The following is a 17,290-nucleotide window of genomic DNA, read 5'->3' as shown; positions in this document are numbered from 1 at the left end:
GACCCCGCGCAATTGCCGCCGGTAAAGGGCGGCGGCTTCTTCACCGAACAGCAGCCCGACATCATGCTGACCGAAGTGCATCGGCAGGCGGCGGGCAATCCGATCATCAAACTGTCGATGCAGGTGCGGGCCGGCGAAAGACTCAGCCTGGGCGAACACGGTGCTTTACGCGTCATTTCGCGCACCGCCATCGACGCCGAACTGGTGAAAAAGGCCGATCAGGTGCTGGTTGGGCTCAACAAGACGCGCCGCGCCTATAACAAGCGGCTGCGCGAATTGTTCGGCTTCAAGGAGATCATGCCGGAAGTCGGCGAAAAGCTGGTCTGCCTGCGCAACGACAAGACCAAGGGCCTGCTCAATGGCGCGGTGTTCCGCGTCAACAAAGCCATCGGCCTGCGTCGCTCCCGCTATCGCATGTCGCTGACGCCGGAAGAAACCTCGGGCGGCAAACCGATCCGGGTAGGGGTGTTGCCGGCCTTTTTCGAAGGGACGGAGGAAAGCCTGTCCTACGCGCAGAGGCGCGAATCCGACGAATTCGACTTCGGCTACGCCTTGACCGTGCACAAGGCGCAGGGGTCGCAATGGGACGATGTCGTGCTGTTCGACGAGAGCTGGGCCTTTCGCGAGAATCGCGAACGCTGGCTCTATACCGGCGTGACGCGGGCGGCCAAAAGCCTGACCGTGGTGGTTTGAGCGGAAGAGATTGCGGCGTTGAGTGCGAGCCATGTTCGTGGCGCAGGTCAAGGTTGCAATATTCGCGCAGTTCATTTCGTTCCTGCTCCGTTATATCCGTGGCCGTCGAAGGCAGGTTCGCGACCGGGGTGGGAGAATCGCTCCACCCAAAAAGCGACTTGCTTTCACGCTGGAGCGTTGAATCCAGTCATCTGACCTCGGAATGAAATCCGGGCCGGTATAGGTTTTGGAGGCTCGGCGGGTGTTGCGCCTTCAAAGGCGGCGATTGGCGGCAGACAGGGTTCATTGAACTGTCATCATATTCGATTGACTTTGGCGCTAAGCCAGGATCGCCAACCGATATTTCGGTCGGTGATCGATAGCATCCGCAGGATCGCCGGCGGCGAGCCCATTGACCGGAACCAGCCCCATTTCTCCAATCACTCTTCAGCCGGCAGGCTAAAACATGAGCGCGGGCAAGAATGTTTTCAGTTCGACCTGGATTCGATCGCCCGTCCTGGAAAGAAAATGCAATGACCAGAAGCTGCAGCCCCAAGGAATCCCTGCGCCGCGTCGCCGAGGACGGAGCGACTTTGGCCGAGCAATGGCGCAATCTCGCATCGCTCGCCAACATGCATGTGCGGAAAATTGCCCTGGGCCACAATGAGCGGCTGCACAGGACGCTGTCAAAACTCAAGCCGTTGCTCGGCCAGACTGCGGAAGCCGCCCGGCGCGGCGAGTTGGCGCGGCAGGCGCAAGATTACCTCCGCGACGCCTCCGAGCGCGCGGTGCTGACGCTGGACGTGCTGCGCGAACGCGGCAACAACGACATCGCCCACGAAGCGGCCGGCACGCCGCCGGTGCTGCTCTATGACTACGAGGTCATCCTCGATGGTCGCGACCTGTCGCGCCCGGTCAATTATTTCCTGCTGAAGATCGTCCCGGCGAAGGGCGTCGAAACGCGGCCTCGCAAGCGCCCCTACATGATCATCGACCCCCGCGCCGGCCATGGCGCCGGCATCGGCGGCTTCAAGCCCGACAGCCAGGTCGGCGTCGCCTTGAACAATGGCCATCCGGTCTATTTCGTCGCCTTCCGGCCGCAGCCCGAAGCCGGCCAGACCATGGCCGACGTCATGCGCGCCGAGGCGGAGTTCGTCGCCGAAATCCGTCGCCGCCATCCCGACGCGCCCAAGCCGATCGTCGTCGGCAATTGCCAGGGCGGCTGGGCGGCGCTCGTGCTCGCCGCAGCCAATCCCGATATTTCCGGCCCGCTGGTGATCAATGGCGCGCCGGTCGCCGCCTGGTCCGGCCGACTGGGCGAAAATCCCATGCGCTATAACGGCGGCCTGCTCGGCGGCGTCGTGCCGGCCTTGCTGATGGCCGATCTCGGCGCCGGCGTATTCGACGGCGCCCATCTCGTCTCGAATTTCGAGGAGCTCAACCCCGGACGCAATTATTTCGGCAAATATTACGACCTGTTCGTCGAGCCGGTGAAAGGACGCGAGCGTTTTCTCGAATTCGAGAAATGGTGGGGCGGCTTTCATTTCATGAACGAGGCCGAAATCCGCTGGATCGTCGAGGAAATTTTCGTCGGCAACAAGCTGTCGCGCGGCGAGGCGCGCCTCGGGGGTCGTCGGCTCGATCTCAAGTCGATCCGCTCGCCGATCGTCGTTTTCGCCAGCAAAGGCGACAATATCACCCCGCCGCAGCAGGCGCTGAACTGGATCGCCGACACTTTCACCGACGAGCATGAAATCCGCGTTCGCGGCCAGAGGATCGTCTACATGGTCCACGAAAATGTCGGCCATCTCGGCATTTTCGTCTCCTCCTCGATCGCCAGGAAAGAGCACACCGAAGTCACCTCGACCTTGAAGACCATCGAGGCTTTGGCGCCGGGCCTTTATGAAATGACCATCGACGATCAGGTCGGCGAAGGCGACGATGCGCATTTCCTGGTCAGTTTCCACGAGCGCAAGATCGACGATTTGCTGGCCATCGGCGATAATCGCGACGAAGAGCGCCATTTCGGCGCGGTCTCCCTGCTGTCGGAGCGCGGGGCCGAAATCTACGATATGGCCGTGCGGCCGTTTGTTCGGGCGGCGGTTACCGCCACCGCCGCCGAGACGCTGCGCAATGTCCATCCTACTCGCGCCCGGCGAAGACTGCTGGCCGACGCCAATCCGCTGATGGCTCCGGTGCGCGAGGCGGCGCGCAGCGTCGAGCGCCAGCGCAAGCCGGCCGATCCCGCCAATCCTTTTCTGGCGCTCGAAAAGCTCTGGGCCGAAAGCATCATCCAGACTTTCGATTTCTGGCGCGACCTGCGCGATGCGGCGCATGAAATGAAATTTTTCGGCATTTACGGGTCGCCGCTGATGAACCGGATCGGCGCCAGCCACGCCTACCACCGCGAGCAGATGGACCCCGGGGAATTAGGGCGCCTGCCGGAAGTCGAAGCCATCCTGCTTGGGATCGATCGCGGCGGATTCGAGGTGGCGGTGATCCGCATGCTGATCCTTCTGGCCGATTCGCGTGGCACGGTGCGTCGCGACCGGCTGGAACGCTCTTCCCATATGCTCGCCAAGGAGGAGCCTTTCGCCTCGCTCGGCGCGGAAAAGCGCGCGGCGCTGATTCGCGAACAGGCGATCGTCGTCGAATTCGAGCCCCAGCGCGCCATCGAGGTCCTGCCCCGGCTCCTGCCCGGCAGGGAGGACCGCCAACGGGCGATGCAGCTGGTGGAAACCATCGCCGGCGCGGTCGATGAAATGGAGCCGCGGACCATCGAGACCTTGCAGAAGATGCGCGCTGCGCTCGGCTTGCCGCCCATGTTCGCCGCGCAAGTTCGGCCCCTGCAGGATCTGCGCGAAAGCGCGTGATTTTCCGTACGTTCCGGCGAGGCCGGTCTCGCTGGCGATCCCGCAAGTCCGGCTTGCATTGTGCTGCGGCGAGAAGGCGCAAGACAAGCTGATCCTAGTCGGCTATGTCCTCGATATTCGTTGACGAACGGGGATGTTTTCGGTGACCGACGCTCAATCCGCCGAGACGGCTGAAAAAATCGCGGCGCCCGATCTGCAGGAAGAAGCGCGCAAAAAACGCTCCAGCCGGATCAAACCGGCGGGGCTGGCGATTATCGCCGCGCTGGCGGTTGGCGGCGCCTGGCTCTGGTATTCCGGGCGCAATATCGAAAGCACCGACGACGCCTATACCGATGGCCGCGCGTTGAATATCGCGCCGCAGGTGACAGGCGAGGTGATTTCGCTCGATGTCGCGGACAATCAGTTCGTCAAGCGGGGCGATCCGCTGATTCATATCGATCCGCGCCAGTATCAGAACGACCGCGACCTCGCCGAGGGAGCGCTTGCGACCGCCGAGGCGCAGCTCGCTGGCCAGGCTTTCGGCTTCGAAGTGGCGAAGAAGAATTTCCCGGCGCAGCTCGCCGCCGCCAAGGCGCAGCTCGCCGCCGCCAAGGCGACGCTCGACAAGACGCAGGCCGATTACGACCGCCAGAAATCGCTGAGCCGGCAGGCGACCTCCCAGCAGGATGTCGATGCGGCCAAGGCGGCGCTGGAACAGGCGCAGGCGCAGGAAGCTTTGGCCGAAGCCCAGGTCGTGCAGAATTCGCCGGTTCCGCAACGGATCGGCGAAGTCGAAAAAACGGTCGGGCAGTTGCAGGGCCAGGTCGAGCAGGCGCGGGCGCGGCTCGCCCAGGCCGATCTCAACCTCTCATGGACGGTGGTGCGGGCGCCGCAGGATGGCTGGGTCACCAAGCGCAATGTCGAGATGGGCAATATCGTTTCGCCCGGCCAGCAGATTCTGGCGCTGGTCGCGCCGGAGCGCTGGGTGACCGCCAATTTCAAGGAAAGCCAGCTCGACCGGATGCGGCCCGGCCAGAAAGTAAGGATCGAGGTTGACGCCTATCCCTCGCTCAAGCTCGAAGGCCATGTCGACAGCATCCAGCAGGGCTCGGGCTCGAAATTCACCGCTTTCCCGCCGGAAAACGCCACCGGCAATTTCGTCAAGGTGGTGCAGCGCGTGCCGGTGAAAATCGACATCGACAGCGGGCTCGATCCCGAACTGCCGCTGCCGCTCGGCCTGTCGGTCGTCCCCACGGTCTCGCTGAAATGACGGAGGCTGCGGTGATCGAGCCAGCGCCGGAGGAGCCTCACGCCCCTTGGAAGCCGGCCGGAAATCCTTGGCTGGTGGCGGTCGCCGTGACCATCGCGACCTTCATGGAAGTGCTCGACACCACCATCGTCAACGTCGCCTTGCCGCATATCGCCGGGACCCTGTCGTCGAGCGCCGACGAGGCGACCTGGGCGCTGACCTCCTATCTCGTCGCCAACGGCATCGTTTTGACCATTTCTGGCTGGCTCGGCGACCTGCTCGGCAGAAAGCGCTATTTTCTCATCTGCATCGCCATGTTCACCTTCTGCTCCTTCTTGTGCGGCTCCGCCACGAGCCTTGGCCAGCTCATCGCGTTCCGGCTGGCGCAGGGTTTTTTCGGCGGCGGCATGCAGCCCAACCAGCAATCGATCATTCTCGATTATTTCCCGCCGGCCCGGCGCGGCGCGGCTTTCGGCGTCGCCGCCATGGCGACCATTGTCGCGCCGGTGCTCGGCCCTACGCTTGGCGGCTACATCACCGATCAGGCTTCCTGGCGCTGGATTTTCTTCCTCAATATACCCGTCGGCATCATCGCGGTGTTTCTCGTCTCGGCCTTGGTCGAGGACCCGCCATGGGTGAAAAACCGCAAAAGCCGGGGCATCGATTTTATTGGCCTCTCACTGATCACCATGGGCCTCGGCTGCCTCGAAATCATGATGGACCGCGGCGAAGACGCCGACTGGTTCAATTCGCCATTCATCCAACTGATGGGGCTAATGGCTTTCGTCGGCATTCTGGGCGCCATCGGCTGGCTGCTCATCGCGCGCAAGCCGATCGTTCATCTCGAGGTTTTCAAGGACCGCAATTTCGCCACCGGCTGCCTGATGATCGCCGCGACCGGCGGCATTCTTTATGCCAGCGCCGTGATGATTCCGCAGCTCGCGCAGCAGAACCTGAACTATAACGCCACCTGGTCGGGACTGATCCTGTCGCCGGGGGGATTGATGATCATCTTCCTGATTCCCTTCGTCGGACGGCTGCTGAAACTGGTGGCGGCGCGCTATCTGATCGCCATCGGCTTCACCATCATGGGCTTTTCCTTCATCTATTCGAGCCATCTGGCGCCGAATATCGATTTCGGCACTCTGGTCAGCATGCGCATGTTCCAGACAACCGCACTGGCCTTCCTGTTCGTGCCGATCAGCACCGTCGCCTACATGACGTTGCCACGCGATCTGAATGGCGACGGCGTGGCGCTTTTCGCCATGTTCCGCAATGTCTTCGGCTCGATCGGCATCGCGCTTTCGACCGCCATGGTGACCCAGCGCGCCCAGGCCCACCAGAATTTCCTGTCGCAATGGGCGAGCCCCCTCCACCAGCCCTATCAGGATCTGCAGGCGAAATACCAGCAATCGCTGATGGCCATGGGGCACACGGCGGCGGTGGCGAAGAACATGGCCATGGGCCAGATCTATCAGATCATCCGCTCGCAGGCGGCGATCATGGCCTACAGCGACGTTTTCATCTATTGCGCGATCGTGGCTTTTGCGATTGTTCCCTTTACTTTCCTGATGACGTCGAAAAAATCGGGCGGAATGGGGGGCGCGCATTGACGGCCGGATTATTTTTCATGCGACGGATGCTTGCCCTGGGCGCGCTGGCGGCGGCGACGTTCCTGTCCGGTTGCGCGGTCGGGCCTGATTTCGCGGCGCCCGATCCCGGCCTGCCTTCAAACCACTTCGCCGCCCCCGATTCCGGCGGAAGACTCACCGCGCCGCCAGACCCGTCCTGGTGGTCGCTGTTTCGGGACAAAACCCTGACGGAGCTGGAAAACGAGGTCGCCAGCGCCAATCTCGACGTGCGCACGGCGACCGTCCGCCTCGCCGAAAGCCGTTTCCAGCGCGGGGTGACCGCGGCGGCGGAATTGCCGAGCATCAACGCCGACGCCAAGGCCACGCGCGAACTCTACAGCCAGAACGGTATCCTGAGCTTGCTCGCCCCCCTGTCGCCGGCCGGGGTCGTCAATATACCGGCGATCACCGATTACAATGTCGGCTTCGACGCCTCCTGGGAGCTCGACCTCTGGGGCCACGTCCGCCGGCAGGTCGAAGCCTCCGACGCGCAGGTGGAGATGGCGGCCGAACAGCGCCGCGACGCCCTGGTCTCGGCGCTGGCGGAAGTCGCCCGCGACTATGTGCAACTGCGCGGCGCACAGGTGCAGATCGGCATAGCCAAGGATAATCTGAAGATCGCCGAGGACGTCCTGCGCCTGGCCGACGAGCGCCGCGCCAAAGGGGTGCAGAGCGCGCTCGACAGCGAAAACGCCGCCGCCGAAATCGAGGCCGTGCGCGCGCAATTGCCGGCGCTCGAACAGCAGGAATCGGAACTGATCAACGCTCTGGGCTTGCTGCTCGACCAGCCGCCCGGCGCCTTGCGCGCGAAACTCGGCTCGCCCCGGGCGAACCCGCTGTCGCCGCCAGCCGTACCGGTCGGCGTGCCGTCGGAACTGGCGCGCCGGCGCCCCGACATTCGCGCGGCGGAAGCGCAATTGCATCAGGCCACTGCCGATATAGGCGTCGCCGTCGCCGCCTTCTATCCGACGGTGCAGCTCAATGGCGTGGTCGGCCTGGATTCGCTCACCCTGACCAATTTGTGGAAGGGCAATTCGCTGCAATATATGGCCGGCCCCAGCATCAGCCTGCCGATCTTCAACGCCGGGCGGTTGCAGAACACGGTGGAGTTGCGCGAGGCGCAGCAGATCGAGGCGGCGCTGGGCTATCGCAAGACGGTTTTACGCGCCTGGCATGAAGTGGTTAACGCTCTGGTGGCGCATCGGCTCGAACAGGGGCGTCGCGCCCGGCTGGCGGCGCAATATTCCCACGCTCGCCTGGCTTTGGACATCGCGCGTTCCCGCTACCGCGACGGCGTCACGGATTTCCTGAACGTGCTCAACGGCGAACGCACGGCCCTGCAGGCGGAACAGCAATTGGCCCAGAGCGTGACGAATGTCGCGCTCGACCAGGTGCAATTGTTCAAGGCGCTGGGCGGCGGCTGGGAAAACACATTTCCCGTGGGCGAAACGTCGGTGGCCGTGAGATTGCCGCAGTAGCCGCAAGGAGCTGAGATGCTGTCATTCCTGAAATTGCTCCTGTCGTTTGCGCCGTGGCTTTCATTCCTGGTTATCGCCCAGGGCAGCCTGTTTCGGCTCAAACTCGGTTTGCTGATTGCGCTGGCGTTGAGCATCGTCATGGGCCTGTTGCGCCTGCATCGGGGAATCATCCTTTGGACGGGCCTCGCCTTCTTCACCTATGCCACGGTGGCCGTCGCACTGCTGGGGAACATGTGGACTGCGCAGCACATGGGCGTGCTGGCCAATGGCGCCCTTGCGCTCGGCTCCTGGATCACCATCCTCATGGGCAAGCCGTTCACCCTGGACTACGCCCGGGAGCACACCGATCCTTCCCTGTGGAATAGTTCGGCTTTCATCAGGACGAACGTCGTCATCACCTCGGCATGGGCTTCCGTATTTACAGTGAACGCTATTCTGGCATGGGGAAAGATGACGCAATTCATCTTGCCGCAATGGGGATACGAGGTTGCGTCCTACTTCCTCCTGATCGTCACGGCGGCCTTCACCACCTGGTATCCCGACCATTGCCGACGCGTTCGGCAGAGACAAGCGCATCGCCTTGCAAATCCCTGAACAAGCGACGGATTTGAGCGCTCATCCCGGCGCAAATCCCCTCACCGCATTGGCGCGCGCGGCGAAGCTGATGCTCCCATCCACGCCGATGGGCAGGCTGGATTGGACCGCCCTGCGCAGATCGTCATATTCGGCTTTTGGCAGTCGCTGGATGAACGCGCTCGCCGGCGACGGGTTTTCCAAAAAAATCCGCCAATAGGCGTCGAAATCGGGATAGGTCCTCTCGACTTCGATGGTCCGCAAATCCACGTCGATCAATCCCGTCGCATCGAACATCGCCTTGAGCGCCTCGATGCGGGTGCTTTTGACGCCCGGCATCGGCGCTATGTCGGCCTCGATGGCGCGAAGAGCGTCGGTCATATGGCGGGTGACCGAGAGGTCGCCGGTGAAATCCCAGACATAGCCAGCGACGCAACCGCCGGGCCTGACGACGCGGCGCATCTCGGCGAGGGCGCGCGCCTGGTTGGGACTGAAATTGAGCACGAGAGCCGAAACCACGACATCGAAAGAGGCGTCGTCAAAGGGCAGTTCTTCCGCGTCGGCGACGCGGAAATAAGCGACCTGCGCCACCGGCCTGGCGCGCGCATGCTCGATCTGCGCGGGCGCCGGATCGATGGCGACGACGGCGGCGGGATGAGCCCGCTCGACCAGCAATTGCGTGAAGGCGCCGGTTCCGCAGCCGAGGTCGAGCCAGCGCCGTCCTTCGGGGATCGCCAGCCAGTCCAGGAAGACGGCGCCGACGGCGCGGCTCCACGGCCCCATGAAACGCTCGTAGGCGTCGCCTCCGGTGAAACGAAAGGCGCCCTCAGTCTCTTGTTCGTTCATGGGATTCGTCCGCTGAAGCAGGCGCCAAAAACTTGCCTCGCCTCGCGCCGGACTGTAACACAGGAGCGACGAGGGGAACGCATGACGCAGGGCAGTGACAGCCAGTCCGCCGATGAAAAATTGCGGCTGATCGCGCTCGACGACGAGGATCTCGCGGTGATTTCCGCTCATCTGCAGGATTCCATCTTGCGCGTCGGCGACATGGTCTATCTGCCGGGGGAGCAGCGTTTCGTGATGGCGCTGAACCGGTTCGACTGGTTGGCCGCAGCCTGTGGCGGCGCCCCGCAAAGGGCGCAGGCCGGATTGCATTTCGAGAAGGTGCGCAAGGTTTCGCTGCAGGGTTTCCGCCAGGACCGGCCGGACGATATCCTCAACCTGCTGCATATCGAATTCATTCCCGGCGATTCCCCGTCGGGCGAGGTGGCCTTGCTGTTTTCCGGCGGCTGCGCCTTGCGGCTGGAAGTCGAATGTCTCGAAGCGCGCATGGCCGATATCGGCCCGCGCTGGCGCGCCCGCCACGCGCCGGGCCATAAAACCGGCGAAACCGGCGAAGCTTGACAAAAACCGCCTTCGCCCCCAGACCGCTCGTTTGATGTTTTTCGGAGAAATCTCGATGCCTTTCAGGCTCGACGCCGCCGTCCCCAGCTTTGCCGAGAGTTTCGAGAAACTCCTGCATATGAAGCGCGAAACGGCGGAAGATGTCGACGTCATCGTGCGCGACATCATCGCCGACGTGGTTTTGCGCGGCGACGAGGCGCTGATCGAGATTTCGCGCCGTTTCGACCGGATCGAACTGACGCCCGAAACCCTGCGTATTTCGGCGGCGGAAATCGACGATGCCGTCGCCGCCTGCCCTCGCGAGCAGATTAAGGCTCTGGAACTGGCGCGGGACCGCATCGTCGCCTTCCATGAAAGGCAGAAGCCCGAAAACCTGCGCTTTACCGACTCCGCCGGGGTGGAGCTGGGCTGGCGCTGGAGCGCGGTCGAGTCCGTCGGCCTCTATGTTCCGGGCGGCACGGCGTCCTATCCCTCTTCCGTTTTGATGAACGCCGTTCCGGCGAAAGTGGCCGGGGTCGAGCGGCTGGTCATGGTGGCTCCGGCGCCGGACGGAAAATTGTCGCCGCTGGTCCTAGCGGCGGCGAAACTTGCCGGCGTCGACGAAGTCTTTCGCATCGGCGGGGCGCAGGCCGTGGCGGCCTTGGCTTACGGGACGGCGAGCATAAAACCGGTGGTGAAAATCGTCGGCCCCGGCAACGCCTTTGTCGCGGCGGCCAAGCGCCGGGTGTTCGGCAAGGTCGGCATCGACATGATCGCCGGGCCGTCGGAAGTGCTTGTTATCGCCGACAAGACCGCCAATCCCGAATGGATCGCCATCGACCTGCTCGCCCAGGCCGAACACGACGCCGCCGCGCAATCGATCCTGATCACCGACGACGCCGTTCTCGCCGACGCGGTCGAGGCGGCGGTGGCGGAGCGCCTGAAAACCCTGCCGCGAAAGGCCATAGCCGAAAAAAGCTGGAGCGATCTCGGCGCGATCATCCTCGTTGAAAACCTGCGGCAGGCCGTCCCGCTCGCCGACCTTTTCGCCGCCGAACATCTCGAAATCATGGCTGAAGACGCCGAAGCTCTGGCGGCGCAAGTGCGCAACGCCGGGGCGATCTTCATCGGCGCCTATACGCCGGAAGCCATCGGCGATTATGTCGGCGGCTCCAACCACGTCTTGCCGACGGCGCGTTCGGCGCGTTTTTCCTCCGGCCTGAATGTGCTCGATTTCATGAAGCGCACGTCACTGCTGAAATGTTCGCCGGAGAGCCTGCGAATCATCGGCCCGGCGGCGGTGACCTTGGGCAAGGCCGAACGGCTCGACGCCCATGCGCTTTCGGTCGCCTTGCGGCTCGGCGAGGCGTAGGCGATGAACCAACTCGACCGCCTGCGCCGCAACCGCCTGATCAACATCACCCTCGACGAAAATTCGATCGGGCGGGGTACTGCCGACCAGGAGCACGAGCGCGCCATCGCCATCTACGACCTGATCGAGGAAAACGAGTTCTCGCTGCCCGGTCATGAAGGCGGGCCCTATCAGCTGCATATCGGCCTGCACGAATCGAAACTGGCGTTCAATATTCTCGACGAGGCCGGCGATCCGATCGTCGTTCATATCCTGTCGCTCACGCCGTTTCGCCGCTTGTTCAAGGATTATTTCATGATCTGCGAGAGCTATTTCGCGGCGATCCGCACCGCCAGCCCGTCGCAGATCGAGGCGCTCGACATGGGTCGTCGCGGTTTGCACAACGAAGGCGCGCAATTGCTGTCCGAAAGGCTGCGCGGAAAAATCGAGTGCGATTTCGACACGGCGCGACGCATCTTCACCCTCGTCACCGCCCTGCACTGGAAGGGCTGAGCGACGATGGCCGCCGGCTCGCGTCCTCGGGCGGTGCTCTACGCCTGCTCACAGAACAGCGTGCGCTCGCCCATGGCCGAGGCGCTGACGCGTTTGCTGTTCGGCAATTCGATCGAGGTCGCCTCGGTCGGCCTGCGCGCCGGCGAGCCGGACGGTTTCGCCATGGCGGTAATGGACGAGGCCGGCATGGACATCTTTCGCCACACGCCGAGAAGTTTTGAAGACCTGGAGCAATTCGACTTCGACCTGATCGTCACGCTGTCGCCGGAGGCGCATCACCGGGCGCTGGAACTGAGCCGGGACAAACAGGTCGAGGTGGAATATTGGCCGACCCTCGACGCGACCCGCATCGAGGGCGCGCGCGACCAGAAACTGGACGCCTACCGCACTGTCCGCGACGGGCTGCTCAAACGCATCAAGCAAAGGTTCGACTGGCGCGCTTTCGGGAGCCTGTGAGCGATGGGCGCCGCGTTATGGTTCGGCGAAATCGTTGGAGGGAAGGCGCAACGCCATGACGCTTTGCTCCGCTTTTGCGCCGAAATAACTGGCGTGGCGCTCGAGCGTCTGACGCTGGCGCACAACGTTTTTTCCGCGCCTCTGCTGCTGCTGGATGGGGAGGAAACCGGCTGGCGCATTTCTTCGGCGTCGCGCGGCGACATCGCCCTGTTCGGTCTGGCGCGCGAAAAAATCGGGGTCGACGTGGAGCTTGCGTCGTCAGCCGAACCCGCCTGGAACGTGCTCCATGAGCAGGAAAAGGCGGCGTTGCGGGCGCTGCCGGAAGAGCTTCGGCCCGAGAAATTCCTGCGCCTGTGGACGGCCAAGGAAGCCTATCTCAAGGCGCTCGGCCTCGGCCTGCGGCGCGAACCGAGCGAAATTTGCATCCTCGCGCAGGCAGGGCAGTTTGAGGTTATCGACCAAGGCCGGAAGATTGCGACGCGAGAGGCGCGGCTCTGGCGCGAAAAAGCCGGGGAGAGTCAGGCGCTTTGCGCCAGCGTCGTCCTGCCGGCTTTGTTATAGGCGCGCGAGAAGCTCGGCCTTTTTCGTGGCGAATTCTTCTTCGCTCAGAATGTTCTTCTGGCGAAGATCGGCGAGCCGCTCGATCATGGCGAAAATATCGTCCGAGGAGGTTGAACCTTTCGGCGTAACCGTCGCAGCGGGTGGCGCGCAAGGCGTCGGCTGCGGTGCAGGCGCTTGCGCGCTTGGCGTAGCGGAGGGCGCAGGCGCCTTGTCCCCGGACGGCGAGACCAGCGGCAGGTCGGCGACCCGCACAAGGCCGAACTGGCTGCTGAAAGTCAGCGACTGGTCGCCGCTTTGCGCTTGCGAAAAACCGCCGATCTGGTGGTCGCCGGTGTCATAGACGCGGGTTTGGCCGCCCTGCCTGATGGCGAGGCGTCGCGTCGCCGGAAAGCAGGCGTAAGCCATGTCGTTCTGGGCGCCGGTGGAAGAGGGAACGCCGAGTTCGGCAGGCCACCATTGGTTCGAACCCGATCCCGGAACGAACAGGCTGACGCCTTGACCGCCTCCGAGACCGCCCCCTTGGCCACCAAATCCGCCGCTTTGGCTCTGCATCTGGCTCTGGCTTGGCGCCGGCCTGAACAGGGGCTGGTTGCGCAGCAGTCCGGCAAGCTCGTCGCAGAGCGAGCTGACCTTGTATTTCAGACCCTGATTGAACATGTCGCCAATCATGATCATGCCGCCCTGCGACCATTGCCCCATGCCGCCGAGGTCGGGATGGTTGAACTGCGCCTGAGCCCCGCCGCCCGCCGCCAGGGCGTGCAGCAGAACCATGACCGCATCCGTGCTGACCGAATGGGCCTGCGCCAGACCCTCGACAATCCGCAGCCCCTCGGGCGTGAGTTCCTGCATCATGACTGACTCTGCTTTAAGGTCTTGACCGCCGACGGTCGTTGGCGCCGATTAAAGGCGCCAATAAAGGCCGCAGGTCAATGTCCGGGTGAGGTGGGCGCGGCCAAAAGTCAGCGAGGCTTGCTCAACGATATCTGCGCTCTTCCGACTTGGCCTGCGCCTTGCGACCCTTGCGCGCGGCGTAGCGGGCGTCGCGCTCGGCTTTCTGCTGGATTTCCAGCAGGGCCTTGGCCTCGATGGCCTCCTGCGCTTCGATTTCGCGTTGTTTCGCTTCGAGAATGCCGGCGGCCACGCGTTCGCGCTCCTCGGCCTCCAGCAGCGCCTGGGCCTTGGCGCTCTGCTCGGCCTCGTCACGCGCCTTTTGTTCGGCTTCCGCCTGGCGCTTGGCCTCGCGCTCCGCCTCACGCGCTTCGCGCGCCGCCGCGATTTCCCGGCGCTTGGCTTCGCGTTCGATCACCACAGGATCGTCTTCCGCGGGTCTCGCCTTGAATTTTTCCAGTAAAGCCTTCCGGGCTTCGGCCGCGGCTTTCTGCCTGTCCTGAAAGCTGGCGTTATTGAATGCCGGCATTGTTGTCCTGTTCCGTTAGTGTGTCTGGATAGAGATGAAGTGTTCGACGGACGGGCCGTCGAACGTGGTTGGGTGTGAGGAAGTTTGTGAAGACGGGAGGGGCGTCAGCCCTTGGCCTGCAGCAAAGCGGGCGAAATCGTACCCACGGGGAGTTTCCTCTGCGGCTTGCTCGGCGCGAAAGCCATCTGCTTATGGCCGTCGCAGTAACTGTCGCCCAGCTCGCAGGCGGCGCCGCAAAAGCGGAAGGCGTCGTAATGCTGGGGATCGCCGATCGGCCAGCGGCACATGCTGTTGCGCAGTTCCGCGAGACGAACCGGGCGCGAGCCGGGCAGCGTCATCCATTTGGCGCTGGTCGCCTGCGCGCCGATGAAGCGCGACGCCGCGTCCTGTCTCTCGATCAGCACGTTTTCGAAATTCGGCCGCTCGATCGATTCGTTGGTTTTGGTCATAGTGTTTTTCGCATCCCGCCGTGAATTGTGTTCCCATTCCCTGCCAATCGAAAAAACGATTCGACTGTCTTCCCGCCCTGATGAATCTCACGAAAAGTCCTTCGACTTCTGTAACGACTCCGGGCGCAGGGGGAGAATAGAGAGGGGCCGGAAACAGGCCGAAGCGCTCGACCACCCCAAGAATATGCGGCGTCTATAGCGCATCGGCGTGGCTTTTGCGAGGCAAAACGGCAAATACCGCCGCGAGCAGGGTTCATCGTGACGCCGCGTGGCGAAAAGCGTAAGAATAATGCGTCGGAGCCTGTTGCGATCCGATCGCGTCGGATCGCAGGAAAAGCTGGTTTTTTTATTCGCGGGTATTCGCCAACGCGGCCCTTCGGTTCTTTACGCGACCCGACGCCCACGTCGCTTGAATTGAAGGCCCACGTTGGCGAATACGCTTTGGTCGGAGACGCAAATGTTCAATCCGGACTTCATGGATCGTTTCGACCGGCTCGTCGCCTTCGACGCCGAGACCACCGGCAAACATGCGCCCAGTCCCGAATTCATCCGCAAGCAGCCCTTCGCCTGGAAACCGCCGGGGGTCGTCATCGAACTCGGCTTCGTGGAAATCCTGCGCGACGGCGAAGGCTGGAAACAGGGAGAGACCTGGCGCACCCTGGTCAATCCGGACGGGCCCATCGATCCGGCTGCGATCAAGATCCATGGGATCCGCCCGGCCGACCTTAACGGGGCGCCGCGCTTCCCGATGATCCTGTCGAAGGTGCGCGACTTCATCGGCGCCGCGCCAATCGTCGCCCATGCCTACAAGAACGAACGCGAATTCCTCAATTATGAATTTGCGCGGGCGAAGGCGATCCCGTGGGGCGAGAGCGCCTATGACGAGGAGCGCTTTATCTGCACGCAAAGGCTGTTCGCCCAGCTCTATCCCGGCGCCGGCAAGTCGCTGACCTCGATGTGCGACCGGCTGGCGCTCGATTCCAGCAGCCGCGACGCGCGCCACGGCGCCCTGCTCGACGCCGAAATGACAGCCGACGCGCTGATCCTGCTGGAGCATCAGTTGAAGCACGGCGTCGACGACGCGCCCCGGACCTGGACGTCGGCCTGAGAGGCTGTGAGCCGGCGCGCGGCTCTCCGGCGGTAACTCGTTGACGCCGGGAGGAAGAAATCCGATGCGCGGCGCCGGACAAAAGCATTTTTGAAACGGCGGCATTCGCCTCGAAGCCGACCTTTTTGGTCCGCCCCTTGGTCGGTATCGCCGCAAGTTCCCCACTGACGCTTAGTGGGGCCGCTCCCGTGCTTCCCGTCGCCAGGCGCCGGGCGCCACGCCGAAGCAGCGCTTGAAGGCGCGCTGGAAGGCTGCCGGGGAGGCGTAGCCGACCTCGTCGGCGATCGCTTCGAGGCTGCGGCCGCCGTCGCTCAGTCGCTGCGCCGCCTGGTGCAAGCGCACCCGGGTGAGGTAATGCATGGGCGCCTCGCCGATGACCGTCTTGAAACGCTCCGCCAGGAGCGAGCGGGAACAGGCCGCCCGCTCCGCCAGCGCCTCCACGGTCCATTCCACCCGGGCGGCCTCGTGCATCAGCTTCAGGGCCTTGCCCACCAGCGGATCGCGCAGTCCCGCCAGCCAGCCGGTGGCGTCGTCCGGCAGATCGCGCATGTAACCGCGCAGGCTCTCAAGGAACATGAGCTCCGCCAATCGCACGCGCAGGCTGCCGGCGCCGGGCTGGTCGCTCAGGGCTTCATCGACGGCGTAACGGACCATGAGCTGCGCGCCACTGCCGAGGGTGGTCACGAATATCGGCGGCAGGGCAGAGAACAGCGGCGAGAAGGCGCGGCGATCGCAGCCCAGGAAGCCGCACAGCACTTCGGTGCGGGGAGCCTCCCCGGTGCGAAAGCGCAGCTCGCGCAGTTCGAGTGGCGAACGCTTGCCCAACACGTCGCGGAAGGACGGCGGGCTTTCTTCGCAATGGTCGCCGAGCTGGTGCAACTGTCCGTGCGGCAGTACGACGGCGTCCCCCGCGCGTGCCCGCGCCCATGGCCGCGGCGGACAGCGCACCCAACATTCGCCGCTCAAAAACACATGGAAGGCCACCAGGTGGTTGGTTCCCGGCGGCAAGGCCGGCGCGAAGTCCGCCAGCGTCGGCGCCGCGGAGACGCACCACGGCCCGTCCACCGCGATGCGGAAGATAACCGCGCCGGTGAGCCGCACCATCGAGAGCGCATCCGACAGCAGATCCGGTTCCATGTCCGAATCCTTCCCACGGAGTCTGGAGCATAGATCGCGGAGTATAGGTCATTGCCGGCGCGACGCCAGAGCGCACAATCGAAGTCATTGCTCCACTTTCACGGGAGGGTGACATGAAACGAATTGCCGGACTGCTCTATGGCGCCTTGGCCTATGCGATGTTCCTTGTGAGCTTCCTGTACGCGATAGCGTTCGTCGCCGATATATGGGCGCCGCGCACCATCGACCATGGACCGTCAGCGCCGCCGGCGACTGCGGCGGTCATCGACCTGATCCTGCTCGGCGTCTTCGCCGTCCAGCACAGCGGCATGGCGCGCAGGGGCTTCAAGCGCTGGCTGACCCGATGGGCGCCCGCGCCGCTGGAGCGCAGCACCTTCGTGCTGCTGTCCAGCGCGGCTCTGCTCCTGATCTTTTGGCAGTGGCGGCCAATCGACGCCGTGATCTGGAGCGTGGATTCCCC

The 17,290-nt window shown here is 63.7% G+C and carries 17 protein-coding genes and 1 pseudogene; 13 read left to right on the top strand and 5 right to left on the bottom strand.

Translation table 11 applies throughout. From position 1 onward, the window contains the following. The 6 genes from ACLP2E_RS17125 to ACLP2E_RS17100 all read left to right on the top strand — a co-directional run. Positions 1–693 (top strand): ATP-dependent DNA helicase (locus ACLP2E_RS17125; protein ID WP_442466618.1); only part of this gene is annotated, 693 nt, incomplete at its 5' end. Between the two features lie 512 nt (positions 694–1,205). Continuing rightward, positions 1,206–3,545: a DUF3141 domain-containing protein gene (locus tag ACLP2E_RS17120; protein ID WP_442466617.1), complete on the top strand. Its 2,340-nt coding sequence runs from the start codon at positions 1,206–1,208 to the stop codon at positions 3,543–3,545. A gap of 142 nt (positions 3,546–3,687) precedes the next feature. Beyond that, entirely contained in the window at positions 3,688–4,794 is a 1,107-nt protein-coding gene (locus ACLP2E_RS17115) for an HlyD family secretion protein (protein ID WP_442464318.1), read from the top strand. 11 nt (positions 4,795–4,805) lie between these two features. After that, on the top strand, positions 4,806–6,386 hold the full coding sequence (locus ACLP2E_RS17110; RefSeq protein ID WP_442464317.1) for a DHA2 family efflux MFS transporter permease subunit: 1,581 nt from the start codon (positions 4,806–4,808) through the stop codon (positions 6,384–6,386). Between the two features lie 17 nt (positions 6,387–6,403). After that, on the top strand, positions 6,404–7,882 hold the full coding sequence (locus ACLP2E_RS17105) for an efflux transporter outer membrane subunit (RefSeq protein ID WP_442466616.1): 1,479 nt from the start codon (positions 6,404–6,406) through the stop codon (positions 7,880–7,882). A 15-nt stretch (positions 7,883–7,897) separates the two neighbouring features. Further along, a complete protein-coding gene (locus tag ACLP2E_RS17100) occupies positions 7,898–8,476 on the top strand; it encodes a hypothetical protein (RefSeq protein ID WP_442466615.1) in 579 nt (192 codons plus the stop codon). Positions 8,477–8,497: 21 nt separating this feature from the next. On the opposite strand, the gene ACLP2E_RS17095 is transcribed toward ACLP2E_RS17100, so the two are convergent. Further along, on the bottom strand, positions 8,498–9,301 hold the full coding sequence (locus tag ACLP2E_RS17095) for a class I SAM-dependent methyltransferase (protein ID WP_442466614.1): 804 nt from the start codon (positions 9,299–9,301) through the stop codon (positions 8,498–8,500). 81 nt (positions 9,302–9,382) lie between these two features. Here ACLP2E_RS17095 and ACLP2E_RS17090 point away from each other — a divergent pair, with 81 nt between their 5' ends. From ACLP2E_RS17090 to ACLP2E_RS17070, 5 genes are read left to right on the top strand one after another with little or no spacing between them, the layout of a single operon-like run. Further along, positions 9,383–9,859 (top strand): DUF2948 family protein, encoded by a 477-nt coding sequence (locus ACLP2E_RS17090; protein WP_442464313.1) that lies wholly within the window; start codon positions 9,383–9,385, stop codon positions 9,857–9,859. 55 nt (positions 9,860–9,914) lie between these two features. After that, complete coding sequence (gene hisD / locus ACLP2E_RS17085; RefSeq protein WP_442466613.1) at positions 9,915–11,210, top strand: histidinol dehydrogenase; 1,296 nt, start codon at positions 9,915–9,917, stop codon at positions 11,208–11,210. 3 nt (positions 11,211–11,213) lie between these two features. Continuing rightward, the gene (locus ACLP2E_RS17080; protein WP_442464311.1) at positions 11,214–11,702 is read left to right on the top strand and encodes a UPF0262 family protein; all 489 of its coding nucleotides are present in this window, start codon (positions 11,214–11,216) and stop codon (positions 11,700–11,702) included. A gap of 6 nt (positions 11,703–11,708) precedes the next feature. Then, complete coding sequence (locus ACLP2E_RS17075; protein ID WP_442466612.1) at positions 11,709–12,158, top strand: arsenate-mycothiol transferase ArsC; 450 nt, start codon at positions 11,709–11,711, stop codon at positions 12,156–12,158. Between the two features lie 3 nt (positions 12,159–12,161). Next, positions 12,162–12,719 carry a 4'-phosphopantetheinyl transferase family protein gene (locus ACLP2E_RS17070; RefSeq protein WP_442466611.1) on the top strand — a complete coding sequence of 186 codons (558 nt, stop codon included), beginning with the start codon at positions 12,162–12,164 and terminating at the stop codon, positions 12,717–12,719. Here the strand turns inward: ACLP2E_RS17070 and ACLP2E_RS17065 are convergent. The 3 genes from ACLP2E_RS17065 to ACLP2E_RS17055 all read right to left on the bottom strand — a co-directional run bounded on the left by ACLP2E_RS17065 (position 12,714) and on the right by ACLP2E_RS17055 (position 14,585). After that, positions 12,714–13,571: an SHOCT domain-containing protein gene (locus ACLP2E_RS17065; protein WP_442466610.1), complete on the bottom strand. Its 858-nt coding sequence runs from the start codon at positions 13,569–13,571 to the stop codon at positions 12,714–12,716. The genes ACLP2E_RS17070 and ACLP2E_RS17065 overlap by 6 nt on opposite strands. 121 nt (positions 13,572–13,692) lie before the next feature. Beyond that, the gene (locus tag ACLP2E_RS17060; protein ID WP_442462752.1) at positions 13,693–14,136 is read right to left on the bottom strand and encodes a DUF6481 family protein; all 444 of its coding nucleotides are present in this window, start codon (positions 14,134–14,136) and stop codon (positions 13,693–13,695) included. A gap of 104 nt (positions 14,137–14,240) precedes the next feature. Next, positions 14,241–14,585 carry a GcrA family cell cycle regulator gene (locus ACLP2E_RS17055; protein ID WP_442462751.1) on the bottom strand — a complete coding sequence of 115 codons (345 nt, stop codon included), beginning with the start codon at positions 14,583–14,585 and terminating at the stop codon, positions 14,241–14,243. Positions 14,586–15,042: 457 nt separating this feature from the next. On the opposite strand from ACLP2E_RS17055, the gene ACLP2E_RS17050 reads away from it, so the two are divergent. Continuing rightward, positions 15,043–15,693 carry a 3'-5' exonuclease gene (locus ACLP2E_RS17050; protein WP_442462750.1) on the top strand — a complete coding sequence of 217 codons (651 nt, stop codon included), beginning with the start codon at positions 15,043–15,045 and terminating at the stop codon, positions 15,691–15,693. Between the two features lie 171 nt (positions 15,694–15,864). Here the strand turns inward: ACLP2E_RS17050 and ACLP2E_RS17045 are convergent, their stop codons facing one another. Beyond that, positions 15,865–16,830: an AraC family transcriptional regulator gene (locus ACLP2E_RS17045; RefSeq protein WP_442466609.1), complete on the bottom strand. Its 966-nt coding sequence runs from the start codon at positions 16,828–16,830 to the stop codon at positions 15,865–15,867. A gap of 113 nt (positions 16,831–16,943) precedes the next feature. On the opposite strand from ACLP2E_RS17045, the pseudogene ACLP2E_RS17040 reads away from it, so the two are divergent. Beyond that, positions 16,944–17,290, top strand: a pseudogene (locus ACLP2E_RS17040) (methanethiol S-methyltransferase); the annotation flags it as partial.

Source organism: Rhodoblastus sp. (assembly GCF_052145335.1).
In the GTDB taxonomy this organism is placed as follows: domain Bacteria; phylum Pseudomonadota; class Alphaproteobacteria; order Rhizobiales; family Beijerinckiaceae; genus Rhodoblastus.
Note: the sequence above shows the minus strand (reverse complement) of the source record. Positions and strands in the feature narration are given on the sequence as shown.